The organism is Azospirillum brasilense, assembly GCF_008365405.1.
In the GTDB taxonomy this organism is placed as follows: domain Bacteria; phylum Pseudomonadota; class Alphaproteobacteria; order Azospirillales; family Azospirillaceae; genus Azospirillum; species Azospirillum brasilense_D.
In genome coordinates this window covers 34,395-48,496 of the sequence record NZ_QOKV01000016.1, presented here as the reverse complement: position 1 = coordinate 48,496, position 14,102 = coordinate 34,395, and the positions used below count along the sequence as shown (strand labels likewise).

Here is a 14,102-nt window from a genome sequence, read left to right as displayed (position 1 = left end):
CGCCTACAGCGTCTTCACCGCCGCCAGCAGCCGCTCCACCTCCGCCTCGTCGTTGTAATAGTGGGGGGAGGCGCGGACGACCTCGGTCAGGCCGCGGGCCTCCATGTCGAAGGGGGTCGAGGGCGCGGAGGACACCGACAGATTGATCCCCTGGCTGCGCAGAGCGGATTTGATGGCCCGCGGCTCATGGCCGTCCACCGTGAAGGTGACGATGGCGCAGCGTTCCGCCCCGAGATCGCGCACCGTCACTCCGGGAAGCCCGGCCAGACCGTGCCGCAGCGTGTCGGCCAGAGCGAAGGCGCGGTCGCGAATCGCTTCCATCCCCCAGGACAGCGCGTAGTCCACCGCCACCCCCAGCCCGAGCCGGGCGGCGGTGTTGCTCTCCCACAACTCGAAGCGGCGGGCGTCGGGGCGCATCGCGTAGCGGTCCGGCCCGGTCAGGGCGGCGCCGCTGTGGTCCAGCGTGTGCGGCTCGATGCGGTCGAGCCAGCCCTTGCGGACATAGAGGAAGCCGGTGCCGCGCGGCGCGCGCAGGAACTTGCGCCCGGTCGCCGACAGGAAGTCGCAGCCCAGGTCCTCGACGTCCACCGGCATCTGGCCCACCGTCTGGCAGGCGTCGAGCAGATAGGGGATGCCGTGCCGCCGGGCCACCCGCCCGATGGCGGCCGCCGGGTTGACCAGCCCGCCGTTGGTCGGGATGTGGGTGATGGCGATCAGCCGGACCGGCCCCTTTCCCGGTTCCCCGATCATCGCCTCCAGCGCTTCGACGGAGGTCTGGCCGGTGTCGTCGCTCGGGACCACCTCGACCACCACGCCGGTGCGCCGGGAGGCTTGCAGGAAGGGGATCAGGTTGGCGGCGTATTCGGCGCGCGCCGTCAGGATGCGGTCGCCGGGCCGGAAGCCCTCCCCCGGGAGGGCGGCCAGCGCGTTGAAGGCCATGCCCCAGGCCGCCGTCGCGCTCTCCGTCAGCGCCACCTCCTCCCGCGAGCAGGCGAGCAGGCGGGCCACGGAGTCGTAGACGCCCTCCAGCTGGCCGTTGGCGTGCTCAGCCGCCTCGTAGCCGCCGATGGTGGCCTCCAGCGTCAGATGCGCGGTCACGGCGTCCAGCACCGGCTGAGGCGCCAGGGCAGCCCCGGCGTTGTTGAAATGGGCGACGTGCCGGGTCCCCGGAGTCTCCGCGCGGGCGCGCGCGACGTCGATGGTCATTCGTCCATTCCTTCAGTCATCCCTTCCGGTTCGCCGATGTGGACGGCCAGCCAGACGGTCGGGGCGTCGGGATCGGTCCAGGCCACGCGGTGGCGCCGCCGGGCGGGAATCATCATCCAGTCGCCGGGGCCGAGCGCGCGTTCCGCCTCACCCTCGATCTGCAAGCGGGCGGCGCCCTGGACGACGAGCACGAACTCGTCCCAGCCCTGATCGTACCAGAAGCCGTCCGGCGATGCCTGACCGGTGGACAGGATGCGCTCGATGCGAACCGTCCCGGACGATGCCGTTTCCGTCAATGTTGTGAAAAGCTCGTCCGGTAAGGAACCAGACGGCAGACCCCCCAGCAGGTTGCCGGCCGGGACGCTCATCCCCACAGTTCGGGGGCGGGCGGGCACAACGTGCCGCCGTCGTAATGCAGGGCCGGCGTGCGGTCCTCGGCCAGCAGCAGCGGCCCGTCGAGATCGACGTAGCGCGCGCCCTGGGCCAGCAGGACCGCCGGCGCCATGGCGAGCGAGGTGGCGACCATGCAGCCGACCATGATGTCGAAACCGGCCTCCTGCGCCGCCTGCTTCAGCAGCAGCGCCTCGGTCAGGCCGCCGGTCTTATCCAGCTTGATGTTCACCACCCGGTAGATGCCCTTCAGTCGGTCGAGCGAGTCCAGCCCATGACAGGACTCGTCGGCGCCCAGCGCCACCGGGCAGTCGATGCCGCGCAGCGCCTCGTCCTCGCCGGCGGGCAGCGGCTGCTCGATCAGCTCCACCCCCAGTTCGGCCAGCACCGGGGCGAAGCGGTGGAGCATCTCCAGCGTCCAGGCCTCGTTGGCGTCGACGATCAGACGGGTGGCCGGGGCGGCCTCGCGCACCGCACGCACGCGATCGAGGTCGCCCTCCCCGGTCAGCTTCATCTTCAGCAGCGGATGGTCCGCCGCCCGCGCCTTGGCGGAGGCGGCCATCGCCGCGGGCTCGTCCACGCTCAGCGTGTAGCAGGTGGTCAGCTTCTTCGGCGCGTCGGGCAAGCCGGCGAGCCGCCAGGCCGGTTTGCCCGCCTGTTTGGCCTCCAGGTCCCACAGCGCGCAGTCCAGCGCGTTGCGCGCGGCCCCCGGCGGCAGGAGGGTGCGCAGCCGCTCGCGGTCCAGCCCGTCCGCCACCGCCCCGGCCAGGGATTCCAGCGTCTTGACCGTTTCGTCCAGCGATTCCCCGTAGCGGGCGTAGGGCACGCACTCCCCGCGGCCCCGCTTGCAGGATTCGACCACCTCGGCGACCACGACCTCGGCCTCGGTCTTGGCGCCGCGCGATATGCGGAAGGTCCCCGCGATGGGGAAGGTATCGCGGCGGACGTAAAGACGGCGGGCGGTGGACGACATGAAACTCTCCAGCAACGCGGCGGACCCGAAGTGTAAGCAAACCCGCCGCGATGACCAGAGCAGGGTCGGAATGCCAGCCTTACCCGTGGAGCCCGGCCCCGTTCATTCCCACGCGCCCATTCATACCGGCGGTTGTGGGCGTCTGTTGCTGGCGCGGGTCCGGGTCCTGCACGATCACCCCATACCAGCCCAACCCCTTGTAGGTTTCATAACCCGGCGTCAGGGCGTAGCCGTAGGTGCGCCCGGCGGCGTCGGCGTAATGGCCCATGCTCTCCCCGCTGCGGCGGAGTTGGACGGTCTCGCTGAGGATGCCGCGCCCGTCGGACGAGGCGATCACCCGGTGCCGCGCGTCGAGCAGAAGGCAGCGCGAGCGGGAGCGCTCCTCATCCTCCAGCCGGACGCCCTGGACGACGGCGGAGGCCTGCGGCTCCCAGTCGAAGAAGATGCCCAGTACGCCGATCGGATCGCCGTCGGCCTCGCCGCCGCGCCGGATCGCGGTGGCGTAGGTGGCGACCACCCGGTCCTCCAGGCGGCCGTTGCGCGCCACGTCGCCCACCGTGAACTCGCCGCCGTTGCGCGTGGCCAGCGCCTGGCGGAACCACCCCTCGTCCCCCACGCGGGCGCCCTGGGCGCCGGGGTAGCGGCCGGGACGGCCGGTGGCGATCACCTCCCCCTTCAGGTCGGCGATCCACAGGTCGAGATAGACGGTGTAGGACTCCAGGATGACGCCCAGCCGGTGGGAGGCGTGCTGGCGGTTCACCTCGGTCGGGTCGGCGGCGCAGTCCACCACCGCGCTGTCGGTCGCCCACCAGCGCACGTCGCAGGACCGCTCGTACAGGTTCCGGTCGATGATCTCGATCATGTTCAGCGACAGATCGGCCAGACGCCGCCCGTGCATCTCCTGCACCATGGCGCTGCCGGTGGTGGTCAGGTGATCGACGCGCGAGACGATCTCCGACCGCAGTTCCTTGGTGATGGTGTTCACCTGCTTGGAAATCTCGGAAACCTCGTTCGCGACAACCGCGAACCCGCGCCCGGCGTCGCCGGCCCGCGACGCCTCGATCAGGGCGTTCATCGCCAGCATCTTGGTGCGGCGGGTGATGTCTTCGATCAAAGACACCTTCCGCGAGGCGACGTCCAGGACGCCTCGGGAAAGCTCGAACAGTTCGTTTCCGGCCACACTCATCCCGAACACCTCTGTGAGTTTGGGTGGGATATCTTTTTTAGACGTCCAACCATCAAACGCTGTGCCAAATGCCCTTTCGGACCCATCGGGACGCGCAAAGCCGCGGAATGCCTGCGTTTGCGGGCGGCACCCCGGGTTCGGCCTCAACGTTTCTGAGATGTCAGTTTCGAAATTGTGATGAATTCGGCGTCATATTGGAGTCCGAACAATCACACGCGGCACCATCCTCGCTGCGCCGCACCCCGCGCATCGCGTGCGCCGCAACAAAAGCACCGGTTTCTCCTAAAAAATGAGGCAAAAGGTCGCACAACCCCCGCCCACCGCTCCGGCGCTGCTCAGCATACAAGCAAACGCCCAGCGGCTGATCAATGCCCACCGTATAAGCAAGCGCAAAATCCGGGACAAACAAGCGGCGGATCGCACACGATCGCGTCAGGCGACCTTGTGCATCTCGTCGAGGAAAAGCTGCACCTCGCGGGTCAGGCGGTCGGCCTGGACACTCATCCGCTCCGACGCGGCGAACACCTCGTGGGCGGTGCCGCTGGTGCGTTCGGCGGCGGTGGTGACGTCCTGGATGTCCACCGTGACGGCGCGGGTGCCGGCGGCGGCCTGATCCATGTTGCTGACGATCGAGCGGATCGCCGAACCCTGCTGCCCGATGCCCGCGGCGATGCCGCCGGCGATCTGGTTGATGTCCTGGATGGTGTTGCCGATGCCGACGATGGAGGCGACCGCCACGTCGGTGGAGGACTGGATGCCGGCGATCTGCCCGGCGATGTCGCCGGTGGCCTTGGCCGTCTGGTCGGCCAGCCGCTTGACCTCCTGCGCCACCACGGCGAAGCCCTTGCCGGCCTCGCCGGCGCGGGCCGCCTCGATGGTGGCGTTCAACGCCAGCAGATTGGTCTGGCTGGCGATGTCGTTGATCAGGGTGACCACCTCGCCCACCGTCTTGGCGGCCCCCGACAGATCGGCGATCAGCGCGTTGGAGCGCTCGGCCTCGCCCGCGGCGTTGGCGGCGACCTTGGCGACCTCCTCCACCTGCCGGGCGATCTCCCGGATGGACGCCGACAGCTCCTCCGTCGCCACGGCGACGCTGCCGACCGAGGAGCCGGTCTGCGACGCCGCGGCGGCGACCGAGGACGCCTTGCCGGTGGCGGTCTGGGCGTCGGTTTCCATGGTGCGGGCTGACATCTCCAGCTGATGGGCGGTGCCGGAGACCTGCTCACACACCGCGCGGATCTGCGTCTCGAAGCGGTCGGTCACCCCGGCGAAGCCCTTCACCTTGCCGGCGATGGCGTCGGTGGCGGTGTTGATGGTGCGCGACGCGTGCAGGAAATTGCCCTGCATGCCCTTCAGCACGATCCGCCGGAAATACTTGTTGGCCGACACGTAGCTCATCGAGGCCGTGGCCTCGCGGATGAAGGCGTCGGTGCGGTCGATCGAGTCGTTCAGGGCGTGCATCAGCTCGCCGAGGTCGCCCTTCTCCCGCACGTTGACGACCCGTGCCTCGAAGTCCCCGCGCGACACCGCCTGACAGACGGCCACCGCCTGCCCCACCGCGGCGCGGGCGCGCACCATGCACAGCATGACGCCGACCAGCGCGGCCAGCGCGGCGGCCCCGATCGCGATGCGCAGCGGCGCGCCGCCGACATCCAGCGAATCGGTCACCAACAGCGCTGCGACGAGCAGCCCGGCGACCGCCCCCAGCGCGAACGCCTTAGAGAGAGAAGACGAATTCGTCATACCCGATCCCCTTCTCCGTCAGCAGCCCGAAAACGGTGGCGAAGGCCTCGTTCATGCCCTGCTTGCGGTCTTCGTGGCGGTTTTCGATGTCCAGAAGCGTGCGGTAGAGCGGCACCACCTTGTCGATCGCGCCGCGGTCCGGCACCCGGCGCGAGGAGTGGTAGCCGACGAGCCGACCGTTGACGTCGTAGCTGGGGGTGACGTGGGCGAAGACCCAGTAATGGTCGCCGTTGCGCGCCCGGTTCACGACGTAGGCGAAGATCTCCTGCCCCGCCCCCAGCGTGTCCCACAGCAGCTTGAACACGCAGCGCGGCATGTCCGGATGGCGGACGATGGAATGCGGCGCGCCCATCAGCTCCGCCTCGCTGTAGCCGGCGACGCGCTGGAACACGCGGTTGGCGTAGGTGATCCGGCCCTTCAGGTCGGTCTTGGAAACGATGACCTCGTCGGCGTCGAAGAACCGCTCGACCCCGGTCAGCGTCCGGTCGCGGGGGCCGGGACTGAGAACAGCGCTGTGTGCCATGTGCCTGCGGTCGCGGGCCGAGAGCCCGGCGCCCCCTTATTGGTTCGCGGTCGGTTACAGGGCGTACATCTCCCCGTCCGCGCGTTCCCATCGGGCACTGGCGGACGCCGCAAAATAAAGACCATGCAGGTTATACAAAAGATTAAATTTGTTGCCGGACGGAAATATGATTCAGCTCAACCGTCCGCCCGACATCGCTCAACCGTTGACCGGACGCAAGATTGTGCCTCGCCTCACTCCGGCGGATAGGGAACGGTCAGCAGCCGGCCGATGGGCGGGTTCTCGACGATGGCCGTCATGCCGTCCGGCCAGCGCACCTCCAGCCGCTCCACCGCGCGGGCGCTGCCCAGCCCGAAATGGGCCACCGGCTCCATCTGGCAGAGATAGCCCGACCCGGCGCAGACGGACCGCACCTGCCGCCGCCCGTTGGCCGTGCAGGTGACCACGGCGCCGCGGGCCGGCGCGCCGTAGGGGGTCAGCGGCAGCACGCGCAGCCACCCGTTGTGGTTCGCCGCCGTGCGGTACAGCGACAGGGGCTGCGGCGATCCGCCGCCATGCCCGCCACCCACTCCATTGCCGTGCGCGATAAGGAGTTCCAGCCGCCCGTCGCCGTCGATGTCGGCCACCACGGCTCCGGTCCCCAGCCCCTTGGGCTCCAGCGCGTCGCCGAGGTCGATGGCCTGCCAGCGCTCATCGCGCCAGCCGAACAGGCGGTTGGGCTCGCCGTGCAGGTTGAAGAACAGCTCCTCGTAACCATCGTTGTCGAAATCGGCGGCGATCACGCTGGACACCCGGCCCGGAAAGGACATCTCGGGATCGGCCTCGTCCACGAAGCCGCCGCCGGAGCGCTGGACAAACAGGCGCTGCGGCCCCTCCCAGGCGCCGACCAGCAGCCCGAACCCGCCATAGCCCGGCCCGTCCACCGCGGCCACCGCCCGCCCGGCGAAGCGCGAATCGGCGACTCCCCGTTCCTCGGCGATCTCCTCGTAGGTGCCGTCTCCCAGGTTGCGGAACAGGAAGTTCGGCCCGCCCTCGTTGCAGGCGAACAGGTCGACGCGGTCGGACAGGAACGGCAGGGCGAGCAGCCCGCGCCCGGCCCCGATCAGGTCGATGCCCGCGTCCTCCGCCGCGTCCTCCAGCCGCCCGCGCCGGCTCAGCTCGAACAGGCGGAAGGGGCCGCCGTCCGCCGCCACGACGAAGCCGTAGCGGCCATGGCCGTGGCGATCCATGGCGACCACCGACCGCCCGGCGACGCGGTTCGCCATGCCGGCGTTCTCCGGCTGGGCCAGCAGGTCGAGCCAGTGCTTGCCGAAGCAGGCGAACAGCCGGTCGCCCATCTCCTTCGGCCCGCTCGCCCGGTCGGAGTTCAGGACGTACAACTCCTCGCGCCCGTCGCCGTCCACATCGGCGGCGGCGATGGCGACCGCGCAGCCCGAGGCGTCGGCCAGCAGCGGCCCGGCGATGTCCACCAGCCGGGAGCCGTCCCATTTGAGGACGAGGTTGTTGGTGGCGTAGCCCGTGACCACCAGTTCGAATGCCCCGTCACCGTCGACGTCGGTCACGGTGATGCCGTTGGACAGGCGCGGCTGGTTGCCGTCGATCAGCCGCGAGCATTCGAAGAACATCGGCCGCCACTCCCTCACTGCCGCGACGCTGCCCGGTGAGGGGGGTGGCCCGCGAAGGCCGGTCCCTGACGGGCTCCAATCCGTTGATACCTCTTCGAACGGCGGAGGTAAACCCGCACGGAAGTCCAGCCCGGCCGTGAGCTGCGGCCTATGACCGCGCGGCAGGCCGCCCGAAGGGCATGAAAAATCCCGCCGCAGCGGGCCGGCTGCGGCGGGATCGGTTCACCGGGCGCACGGGACGGTCAGCGGCGCTTCTTGACGCCGCCGTTGGTCAGGGAGCCGCCGGCGGCCAGCTTGACCGCATCGGACTCGTCGCCGTCCTTGGCCGTCGTCGGACGATTCCCGGCCACCGCCAGCTTGGCGCTTTCCTTCAGCGCCTTGGCGGCGGCCTCGCGGGCCGGCAGCTCGATGTTCAGCTCCAGGGTCGAGCAGTCGCCGCCGCGGTCCAGCTTCACCTCGACCTTGTTCTGGTCGATGTCGATGTACTTGGCGATGACCGCCAGAAGCTCCTGCTGGAGCATCGGCAGATAGTCCGGCCCGGTCCGCCCGGCGCGCTCATGCGCCATGACGATCTGGAGACGCTCCTTGGCCTGGACCGCCGACGCGCGCGGGGCGGAGCGGAAAAAGCTGAAGATGCTCATGCGGACCTCCGGAGGAGGCGGCTGAACAGGCCCTTCTTCTGCGGCGTGACGAAGCGGTGCTCGACATCCTCGCCCAGGAAGCGGGAGACCGCGTCCAGATAGGCCTGGCCGGCGTTGGACGCCTCGTCGAGGATGACCGGCATGCCGACGTTGGAGGCGCGCAGCACGGCCTGGCTCTCCGGGATCACGCCGAGCAGCTGGATCGCCAGGATCTCCAGAACGTCGTCGACCTTCAGCATCTCGCCGCGCTCCACCCGTTCCGGGTCGTAGCGGGTGAGGAGAAGCTGCTGGGTCACCGGCTCCAGCCCCTGCTCCGCCCGGCGCGAGCGGGAGGCCAGCACGCCGAGGATGCGGTCGCTGTCGCGCACCGAGGAGACTTCCGGGTTGGTCACGATCACCGCGTGGTCGGCGAAGTACAGCGCCATCAGCGCCCCCCGCTCGATGCCCGCCGGGCTGTCGCAGACGATGTAGTCGAAGTCCTTGGAGAGTTCGTTCAGAACCTTCTCCACGCCTTCGCGGGTCAGGGCGTCCTTGTCGCGGGTCTGCGAAGTCGGCAGGATCGACAGGTTGTCGATGCGCTTGTCCTTGATCAGCGCCTGGCTCAGCTTCGCTTCACCGTTGATGACGTTGATGAAGTCGAACACCACGCGCCGCTCGCAGCCCATGATGAGGTCGAGGTTGCGCAGCCCGACGTCGAAATCGATGACGACCGTCTTGAAGCCGCGCAAGGCGAGTCCGGTCGCGAAAGCGGCGGAGGAGGTCGTCTTGCCGACGCCGCCCTTGCCGGAAGTCATGACGATGATCTTGCCCAACGGAGCTTCTCCCACGTTCCTAAATGTTGCCGCCAAGGTCCGGTTACCGGGTTACGCAGATCGGGGCCTGTGCCGGGCACGCTTTGCGTGACACCGTCCTCGCACAGAGGGCCGTTCGACAGAAAGCGCTCAAAAGCGTCATTATTGGGGCTCCATGTGAAGATAGCCGTCGCGCAGGAAGATCTGCACCGGCTTCTTCAGCACGTCGTTCCCGAAATCCTCGCTGACGCGGTACAGCCCGGCCACCGAGACGACCTCGGCCTCCAGGCTGTGGCAGAAGATGCGCGCGTTGGTGTCGCCGGACACGCCGGCCAGCGCCCGGCCGCGCAGCGCGCCGTAGACGTGGATGTTGCCGTCGGCCACCACCTCCGCGCCGGGGGACACCGGGGCGGTGATGACCAGATCCGTCTTCTCGGCGTAGATCTGCTGGCCGGAACGCACCGGCTCGGTCACCAGCAGCGCCGGGCGGTAGATCGGTTCGGGCGGCGGGGCCGGGATCGGAGCGGCGCCGGCCTGCGGGTCGGCGGCGGGGGGTGCCGCGGACTCCAGCTTGGCGGCACGCCCGGCAGGCATCGGGGTCAGTCCGGCGGCGAGCGCCCCCTCATGGACGGGGCGCGGACCGCCCCGGAAGCCGACCGGCAGCAGGTACAGCGCGCGCAGGTTGGTCACCAGAGCGGCGATGTCGAAACGCGGGGTGTCCTCCGTCAATTCCTCGAAGTCGAGGACGACGGGGGCGTTCCGGAAAAAGTTGGGCGCCTGCCGCACCTTGACGGCGAGCTGTGTGAAGAAGTCCGGCGACGCCGGATCATTCACCTTCAGCACCATCATGGTGAAGGAATTGCCCCGCAACTGGAACGGACCGTCCCGATCGGCACCCTGCCTGGCGCTGCTCACCGCTGCCATCCTGCTTGTGTTCCTGCCGAATCCGTGTCGTCCGCATGTCTGGGGCCATCGGCCAGGCACCAGGGCGGAAGGGTCAACCACCCGGGTTCTAGCGGCGCGGACCCCATCCGTTCAAGCCTTTCCCGGCGCCGATGGAGTGACAACCACCGGACACACGCGCCACGGGCCGGAACAGGGCGTCCCCGTCCGGGCTGGAGGTCCATGTGTTGCGTCAGCGGAAGGTCTCACCACAAAGTATGGTAATGGAACTGGATTCGCTGGGCAAAGGGTTTTGCGGGACTATGCCCTTTTCGCGCTGCGGCATCTTTCCCTCGCCACAGCGCCCGCAAAGATGGTCCAGGCAACCTCAACACATCCCCTCGTCGCGCCGGCGGCGGGTTCCCTCCGCCTCTGGCGGTAGTCCGTCGCCGCCGCGCCTCCACCTGCGGCTCACCCACAACATCTTGTGTGAATCTTTTGCGATGCCCGCAATTTCGCCTGACGTTCGCCGCCGCGCGCCCTATGTTTGTGATGTGAGGTTCCTATTCTGACGAAGAGGTTCCGCTTGCATCCTGCTTCGTTCCCGAGCGTCCGATTGTCGCCGGCACCCCATGACGGGCGCAGCCGACGGGACGCACGCCTCGCACCGGCAAGCCAGACTCCGGCCATCCTGTTGCACAGCAACATCGACGACCTCCCGCTCGCGGGAGGTTTTTTTGTGCCCGGAGCCGCCGCCCACCAACGTGACGTTAGGAGAGCGATATGGCCAGACGCCAGACCAAAGGCAGTGCCGTTTCAGCGTCCGAGTCGACGGTCCACCCGCTGTTCCCCGCCGCCGGCTGGGACCCCGTGGGCGGCGCCGACCGCCGCGACCAGAGCTATCTCCGCAAGGTCAAGCCCCAGAGCCCAAACCAGAAGAGGCTGATGGAGGCGATCAAGGACCATAACCTCGTTGTGGCGCTCGGCCCCGCCGGCACCGGCAAAACCTATCTGGCGATCTCCTCCGCGGTGGAGGCGCTGGAGGAGGGCAAGGTCGACCGCATCGTGCTGTCCCGCCCGGCCATCGAGGCGGGCGAGAGCATCGGCTATCTGCCGGGCGACATGCACGAGAAGATGGCCCCCTTCCTGCGCCCGCTCTACGACGCGCTGAGCGAGCGGCTGGGCGCCAAGCGCCTGCGCGCCCTGATGGCCGACGGCACCATCGAGATCGCGCCCGTCGGCTTCATGCGCGGGCGCACCCTGAACAACGCCTTCGTGGTGATCGACGAGGCGCAGAACTGCACCTACGCCCAGGTCAAGATGCTGCTGACCCGGCTGGGCTGGCATTCCACCATGGTCCTGACCGGCGACCCCGACCAGACGGACCTGCTGGACAACCTGTCGGGTCTGGCCGACATCGCGCGCCGGCTGGAGGCGGTGGAGGGCATCGCCGTCGTCCGGTTGAGCGACACCGACATCGTTCGCCACCCCCTGGTCGCCAGCATGCTGACCGTGCTCTGAAGTCGTCGGCAAACGAACGGCGCCGACGCTCCATCATCGGCGCACCGATCACAACTTTGGGAGGCCTGCGGGCCTCCCTTTTCTTTTTCGCGGCGCAGCACGCCTCTCCTTCCGAACGTTTGGAAAGAGACCCGCGACGTTTTCTCACCCTGGGTTGATGCGCCTTGACGACGATCAGGCCCCCGGAGCAAAAGTAACAAAAAATTTAGCAGAATTTCCGGACGGTCACCGCTTCGTCCGGGACCGGCGCCCTTGCGCCGGAAGACGAAGATTCCGGAGGAACGTCAGGTGTTCGAGCGCATCAGCATCAAGGGTAAGATCTCCGTCATCCTGGGCGTCGCGGCCGTCGGGCTCGCCTTGATCGCCGCCGTCAGCCTGTTCGGCCTGCGCGCCGAGATGATGAAGGACCGCCAGGACAAGACCCGCAGCGTGGTGGAGGTCGCGCACAGCCTCGTCGCCCATTACGAGGAGATGGAGCGCAAGGGCACGCTGACCCGCGACGCCGCCCAGGCGGCGGCCAAGGACGCGCTGCGCCGGCTGCGCTACGCCGGTTCGGAGTATTTCTTCGTCATCGACCGCGCGCAGCGCATGATCATGCACCCCATCCGTCCGGAGATGGACGGGCAGGACCAGTCGCGCTCCGCCGACCCGAACGGCAAGCTGCTGTTCGTCGAGATGACCCGCGTCGGCGTCGCGGCCGACGGCGGCTTCGTCGACTATCTGTGGCCGAAGCCCGGCCAGGCGGAGCCGGTGCCGAAGATCTCCTACGTGCGCGGGTTCGAGCCTTGGGGCTGGCTGATCGGGTCGGGCATCTATGTGGACGACGTGGCCGCCGCCTTCCGCGAGGCCGCCCTGTTCCTCGGCGGGCTGGGGCTGCTGATCGCCCTGGCGGCGACGGGCATCGCCCTGCTGGTCAGCCGGGCCATCGTCCGGCCGCTGCACGCGATGACCGGGGTGATGCAGACGCTGGCCGGCGGCGACACGGCGGTGACGGTGTCCGGCACCCGGCGCGGCGACGAGATCGGCGTCATGGCCCGCACCCTAGACATCTTCCGCAACAACCAGATCGACCTGCAGCGCCATTGGGAACGCCAGCAGGTGGAGCACCGCGTGACCGGGCAGCGCGCCCGCGCCCTGGAACGGCTGACCGAGCGGTTCGACGCCACGGTCAGCGCCATGGTCGGCGCAGTCGGGCAGGCGGTGCAGGCGCTGGAGAACACGGCGCGTTCGCTGTCCGACACCGCCGACCGCAACATGCGCGAGGCGGCCTCGGTCGCCGGGGCGTCGCAGCAGGCGTCGGTGAACGTGCAGACGGTCGCTTCCGCCGCCGAGGAGCTGAGCAGCGCCATCGCGGAGATCGGCACCCAGGTCGCCACCTCCTCGCACATCTCCATGCAGGCGGTGAACGCCTCCCGCCAAGCCAGCGAGCGCATCGACGGGCTGGGCCACGCCGCGCAGAAGATCAACGAGGTCGCCGACCTCATCACCAGCATCGCCAGCCAGACCAACCTGCTGGCGCTCAACGCCACCATCGAGGCGGCGCGGGCCGGCGAGATGGGCAAGGGCTTCGCCGTGGTGGCCGGCGAGGTGAAGAACCTCGCCGGCCAAACCGCCAAGGCGACGGAGGAGATCGCCGCCCAGATCACCGAGGTCCAGCAGGCGTCGCAGGGCGCCGTCACCGCCATCCGCGAGATCGCCGGGATCATCGCCCGCAGCGACGAGATCGGCACGTCCATCGCCGCCTCGGTCCAACAGCAGGGTGCGGCGACCGGCGAGATCGCCCGCAGCGCGGGGGAGGCGGCGCAGGGCACGCGGCAGGTCTCCACGAGCATCGACGAGGTCTCGGCCTCCGCCCTGGAGACGGAAAAGGCCGCCAACAGCCTGCTCGATGCCGCGGAGAGCCTCGCGCAGCAGGCCGGGTCCCTGCGCAATCTGGTGGACGCCTTCCTGATCAATGTGGAGGCGATCAACAGCGCGGAGTTGGCCACTCTCTTCGCCCCGGCCGGGGAGGAGGTCTTCATGCCCTGGAACGACACGCTGGCCGTCGGGCAGGAGGACATCGACAACGACCACATGATCCTGGTCGCGCTGATCAACCGGGCGGCCCGGCGCATCCGGGGCGGCGAAGTGCCGCAGGCCATCGGGTCGGCCATCGACCAGCTCGTCGCCTACACGGTCCTGCATTTCGAGGAGGAGGAGCGGGTGATGCAGCGCTCGGGCTATCCCGACTTCGTGCAGCACAAGGCGCAGCACGACGCCCTGCGCAAGCGCGTGGCCGAGCTGAAGCAGCGCTTCGCGGCCGGGGAGGCGCGGGTCGGCGACGATCTGCTGGCGCTGTTCCGCGACTGGCTGACCGGCCACATCCAACGCTTCGACAAGCGCATCGGCAACCATCTGGCCCACGAGCCGGGAGAGCCGGCGCGCAAGGCCGCGTGAGGAGCGTCCGGCATGGCGGGTTTCTGAGCGACCTGTTCATCGGCGCCCTTCCAAAGCTGACCGCCGCGCTGCTGGCCTGGGCTCTCATCAGCGTCGTCGTCTGGAAGCCCCGCCTGACCTGGCTGCTCCTCGCCCTGCTGCCGGGCGCCATCGCCGGCGGCGCTGGCTCTGCGCTGGGCCGCGCG

12 protein-coding genes are annotated in these 14,102 nt (G+C 69.0%); 2 read left to right on the top strand and 10 right to left on the bottom strand.

Features of this window, described 5'->3' with window-relative positions:
• Positions 1–3: 3 nt before the first annotated feature.
• The 10 genes from DS837_RS21835 to minC all read right to left on the bottom strand — a co-directional run bounded on the left by DS837_RS21835 (position 4) and on the right by minC (position 10,002).
• On the bottom strand, positions 4–1,206 hold the full coding sequence (locus DS837_RS21835; protein WP_149166680.1) for an aminotransferase class V-fold PLP-dependent enzyme: 1,203 nt from the start codon (positions 1,204–1,206) through the stop codon (positions 4–6).
• Complete coding sequence (locus DS837_RS21830; protein ID WP_149166679.1) at positions 1,203–1,574, bottom strand: cupin domain-containing protein; 372 nt, start codon at positions 1,572–1,574, stop codon at positions 1,203–1,205. The genes DS837_RS21835 and DS837_RS21830 overlap by 4 nt, the downstream gene beginning before the upstream one ends.
• Positions 1,571–2,569, bottom strand: a complete 999-nt coding sequence (dgcA, locus tag DS837_RS21825) for an N-acetyl-D-Glu racemase DgcA (RefSeq protein ID WP_149166678.1) — start codon at positions 2,567–2,569, stop codon at positions 1,571–1,573. The genes DS837_RS21830 and dgcA overlap by 4 nt, the downstream gene beginning before the upstream one ends.
• 79 nt (positions 2,570–2,648) lie before the next feature.
• Positions 2,649–3,755 carry a methyl-accepting chemotaxis protein gene (locus DS837_RS21820; RefSeq protein ID WP_149166677.1) on the bottom strand — a complete coding sequence of 369 codons (1,107 nt, stop codon included), beginning with the start codon at positions 3,753–3,755 and terminating at the stop codon, positions 2,649–2,651.
• A gap of 432 nt (positions 3,756–4,187) precedes the next feature.
• Positions 4,188–5,498 carry a methyl-accepting chemotaxis protein gene (locus DS837_RS33405; RefSeq protein WP_149166676.1) on the bottom strand — a complete coding sequence of 437 codons (1,311 nt, stop codon included), beginning with the start codon at positions 5,496–5,498 and terminating at the stop codon, positions 4,188–4,190.
• Positions 5,473–6,021: a PAS domain-containing protein gene (locus tag DS837_RS21810; RefSeq protein ID WP_149166675.1), complete on the bottom strand. Its 549-nt coding sequence runs from the start codon at positions 6,019–6,021 to the stop codon at positions 5,473–5,475. Before DS837_RS21810 ends, DS837_RS33405 begins: the two co-directional genes overlap by 26 nt.
• A 233-nt stretch (positions 6,022–6,254) precedes the next feature.
• Positions 6,255–7,646, bottom strand: coding sequence for a CRTAC1 family protein (locus DS837_RS21805; RefSeq protein WP_149166674.1), 1,392 nt, complete (start codon positions 7,644–7,646; stop codon positions 6,255–6,257).
• Positions 7,647–7,888: 242 nt separating this feature from the next.
• Positions 7,889–8,287 (bottom strand): cell division topological specificity factor MinE, encoded by a 399-nt coding sequence (minE, locus tag DS837_RS33350; RefSeq protein ID WP_149166673.1) that lies wholly within the window; start codon positions 8,285–8,287, stop codon positions 7,889–7,891.
• Positions 8,284–9,099, bottom strand: a complete 816-nt coding sequence (minD, locus tag DS837_RS21795; RefSeq protein ID WP_035672130.1) for a septum site-determining protein MinD — start codon at positions 9,097–9,099, stop codon at positions 8,284–8,286. The genes minE and minD overlap by 4 nt, the downstream gene beginning before the upstream one ends.
• A gap of 141 nt (positions 9,100–9,240) precedes the next feature.
• A complete protein-coding gene (gene minC, locus DS837_RS21790; RefSeq protein ID WP_211111781.1) occupies positions 9,241–10,002 on the bottom strand; it encodes a septum site-determining protein MinC in 762 nt (253 codons plus the stop codon).
• 741 nt (positions 10,003–10,743) lie between these two features.
• Between minC and DS837_RS21785 the strand changes: the two genes are divergently transcribed.
• Both DS837_RS21785 and DS837_RS21780 read left to right on the top strand, forming a co-directional pair.
• Complete coding sequence (locus DS837_RS21785; protein WP_149166671.1) at positions 10,744–11,481, top strand: PhoH family protein; 738 nt, start codon at positions 10,744–10,746, stop codon at positions 11,479–11,481.
• A 252-nt stretch (positions 11,482–11,733) separates the two neighbouring features.
• Positions 11,734–13,917, top strand: a complete 2,184-nt coding sequence (locus DS837_RS21780; RefSeq protein WP_247890069.1) for a bacteriohemerythrin — start codon at positions 11,734–11,736, stop codon at positions 13,915–13,917.
• Positions 13,918–14,102 lie beyond the last annotated feature (185 nt).

What these genes read in the sequence shown, in the direction of transcription:
- DS837_RS21810 (WP_149166675.1), bottom strand. Translation starts at nt 6,021, where the DNA reads ATGGCACACAGCGCTGTTCTCAGTCCCGGCCCCCGCGACCGGACGCTG.
- DS837_RS21820 (WP_149166677.1), bottom strand. Translation starts at nt 3,755, where the DNA reads ATGAGTGTGGCCGGAAACGAACTGTTCGAGCTTTCCCGAGGCGTCCTG.
- minC (WP_211111781.1), bottom strand. Translation starts at nt 10,002, where the DNA reads ATGGCAGCGGTGAGCAGCGCCAGGCAGGGTGCCGATCGGGACGGTCCG.
- DS837_RS33405 (WP_149166676.1), bottom strand. Translation starts at nt 5,498, where the DNA reads ATGACGAATTCGTCTTCTCTCTCTAAGGCGTTCGCGCTGGGGGCGGTC.
- DS837_RS21805 (WP_149166674.1), bottom strand. Translation starts at nt 7,646, where the DNA reads ATGTTCTTCGAATGCTCGCGGCTGATCGACGGCAACCAGCCGCGCCTG.
- dgcA (WP_149166678.1), bottom strand. Translation starts at nt 2,569, where the DNA reads ATGTCGTCCACCGCCCGCCGTCTTTACGTCCGCCGCGATACCTTCCCC.
- DS837_RS21830 (WP_149166679.1), bottom strand. Translation starts at nt 1,574, where the DNA reads ATGAGCGTCCCGGCCGGCAACCTGCTGGGGGGTCTGCCGTCTGGTTCC.
- minE (WP_149166673.1), bottom strand. Translation starts at nt 8,287, where the DNA reads ATGAGCATCTTCAGCTTTTTCCGCTCCGCCCCGCGCGCGTCGGCGGTC.
- DS837_RS21835 (WP_149166680.1), bottom strand. Translation starts at nt 1,206, where the DNA reads ATGACCATCGACGTCGCGCGCGCCCGCGCGGAGACTCCGGGGACCCGG.
- DS837_RS21785 (WP_149166671.1), top strand. Translation starts at nt 10,744, where the DNA reads ATGGCCAGACGCCAGACCAAAGGCAGTGCCGTTTCAGCGTCCGAGTCG.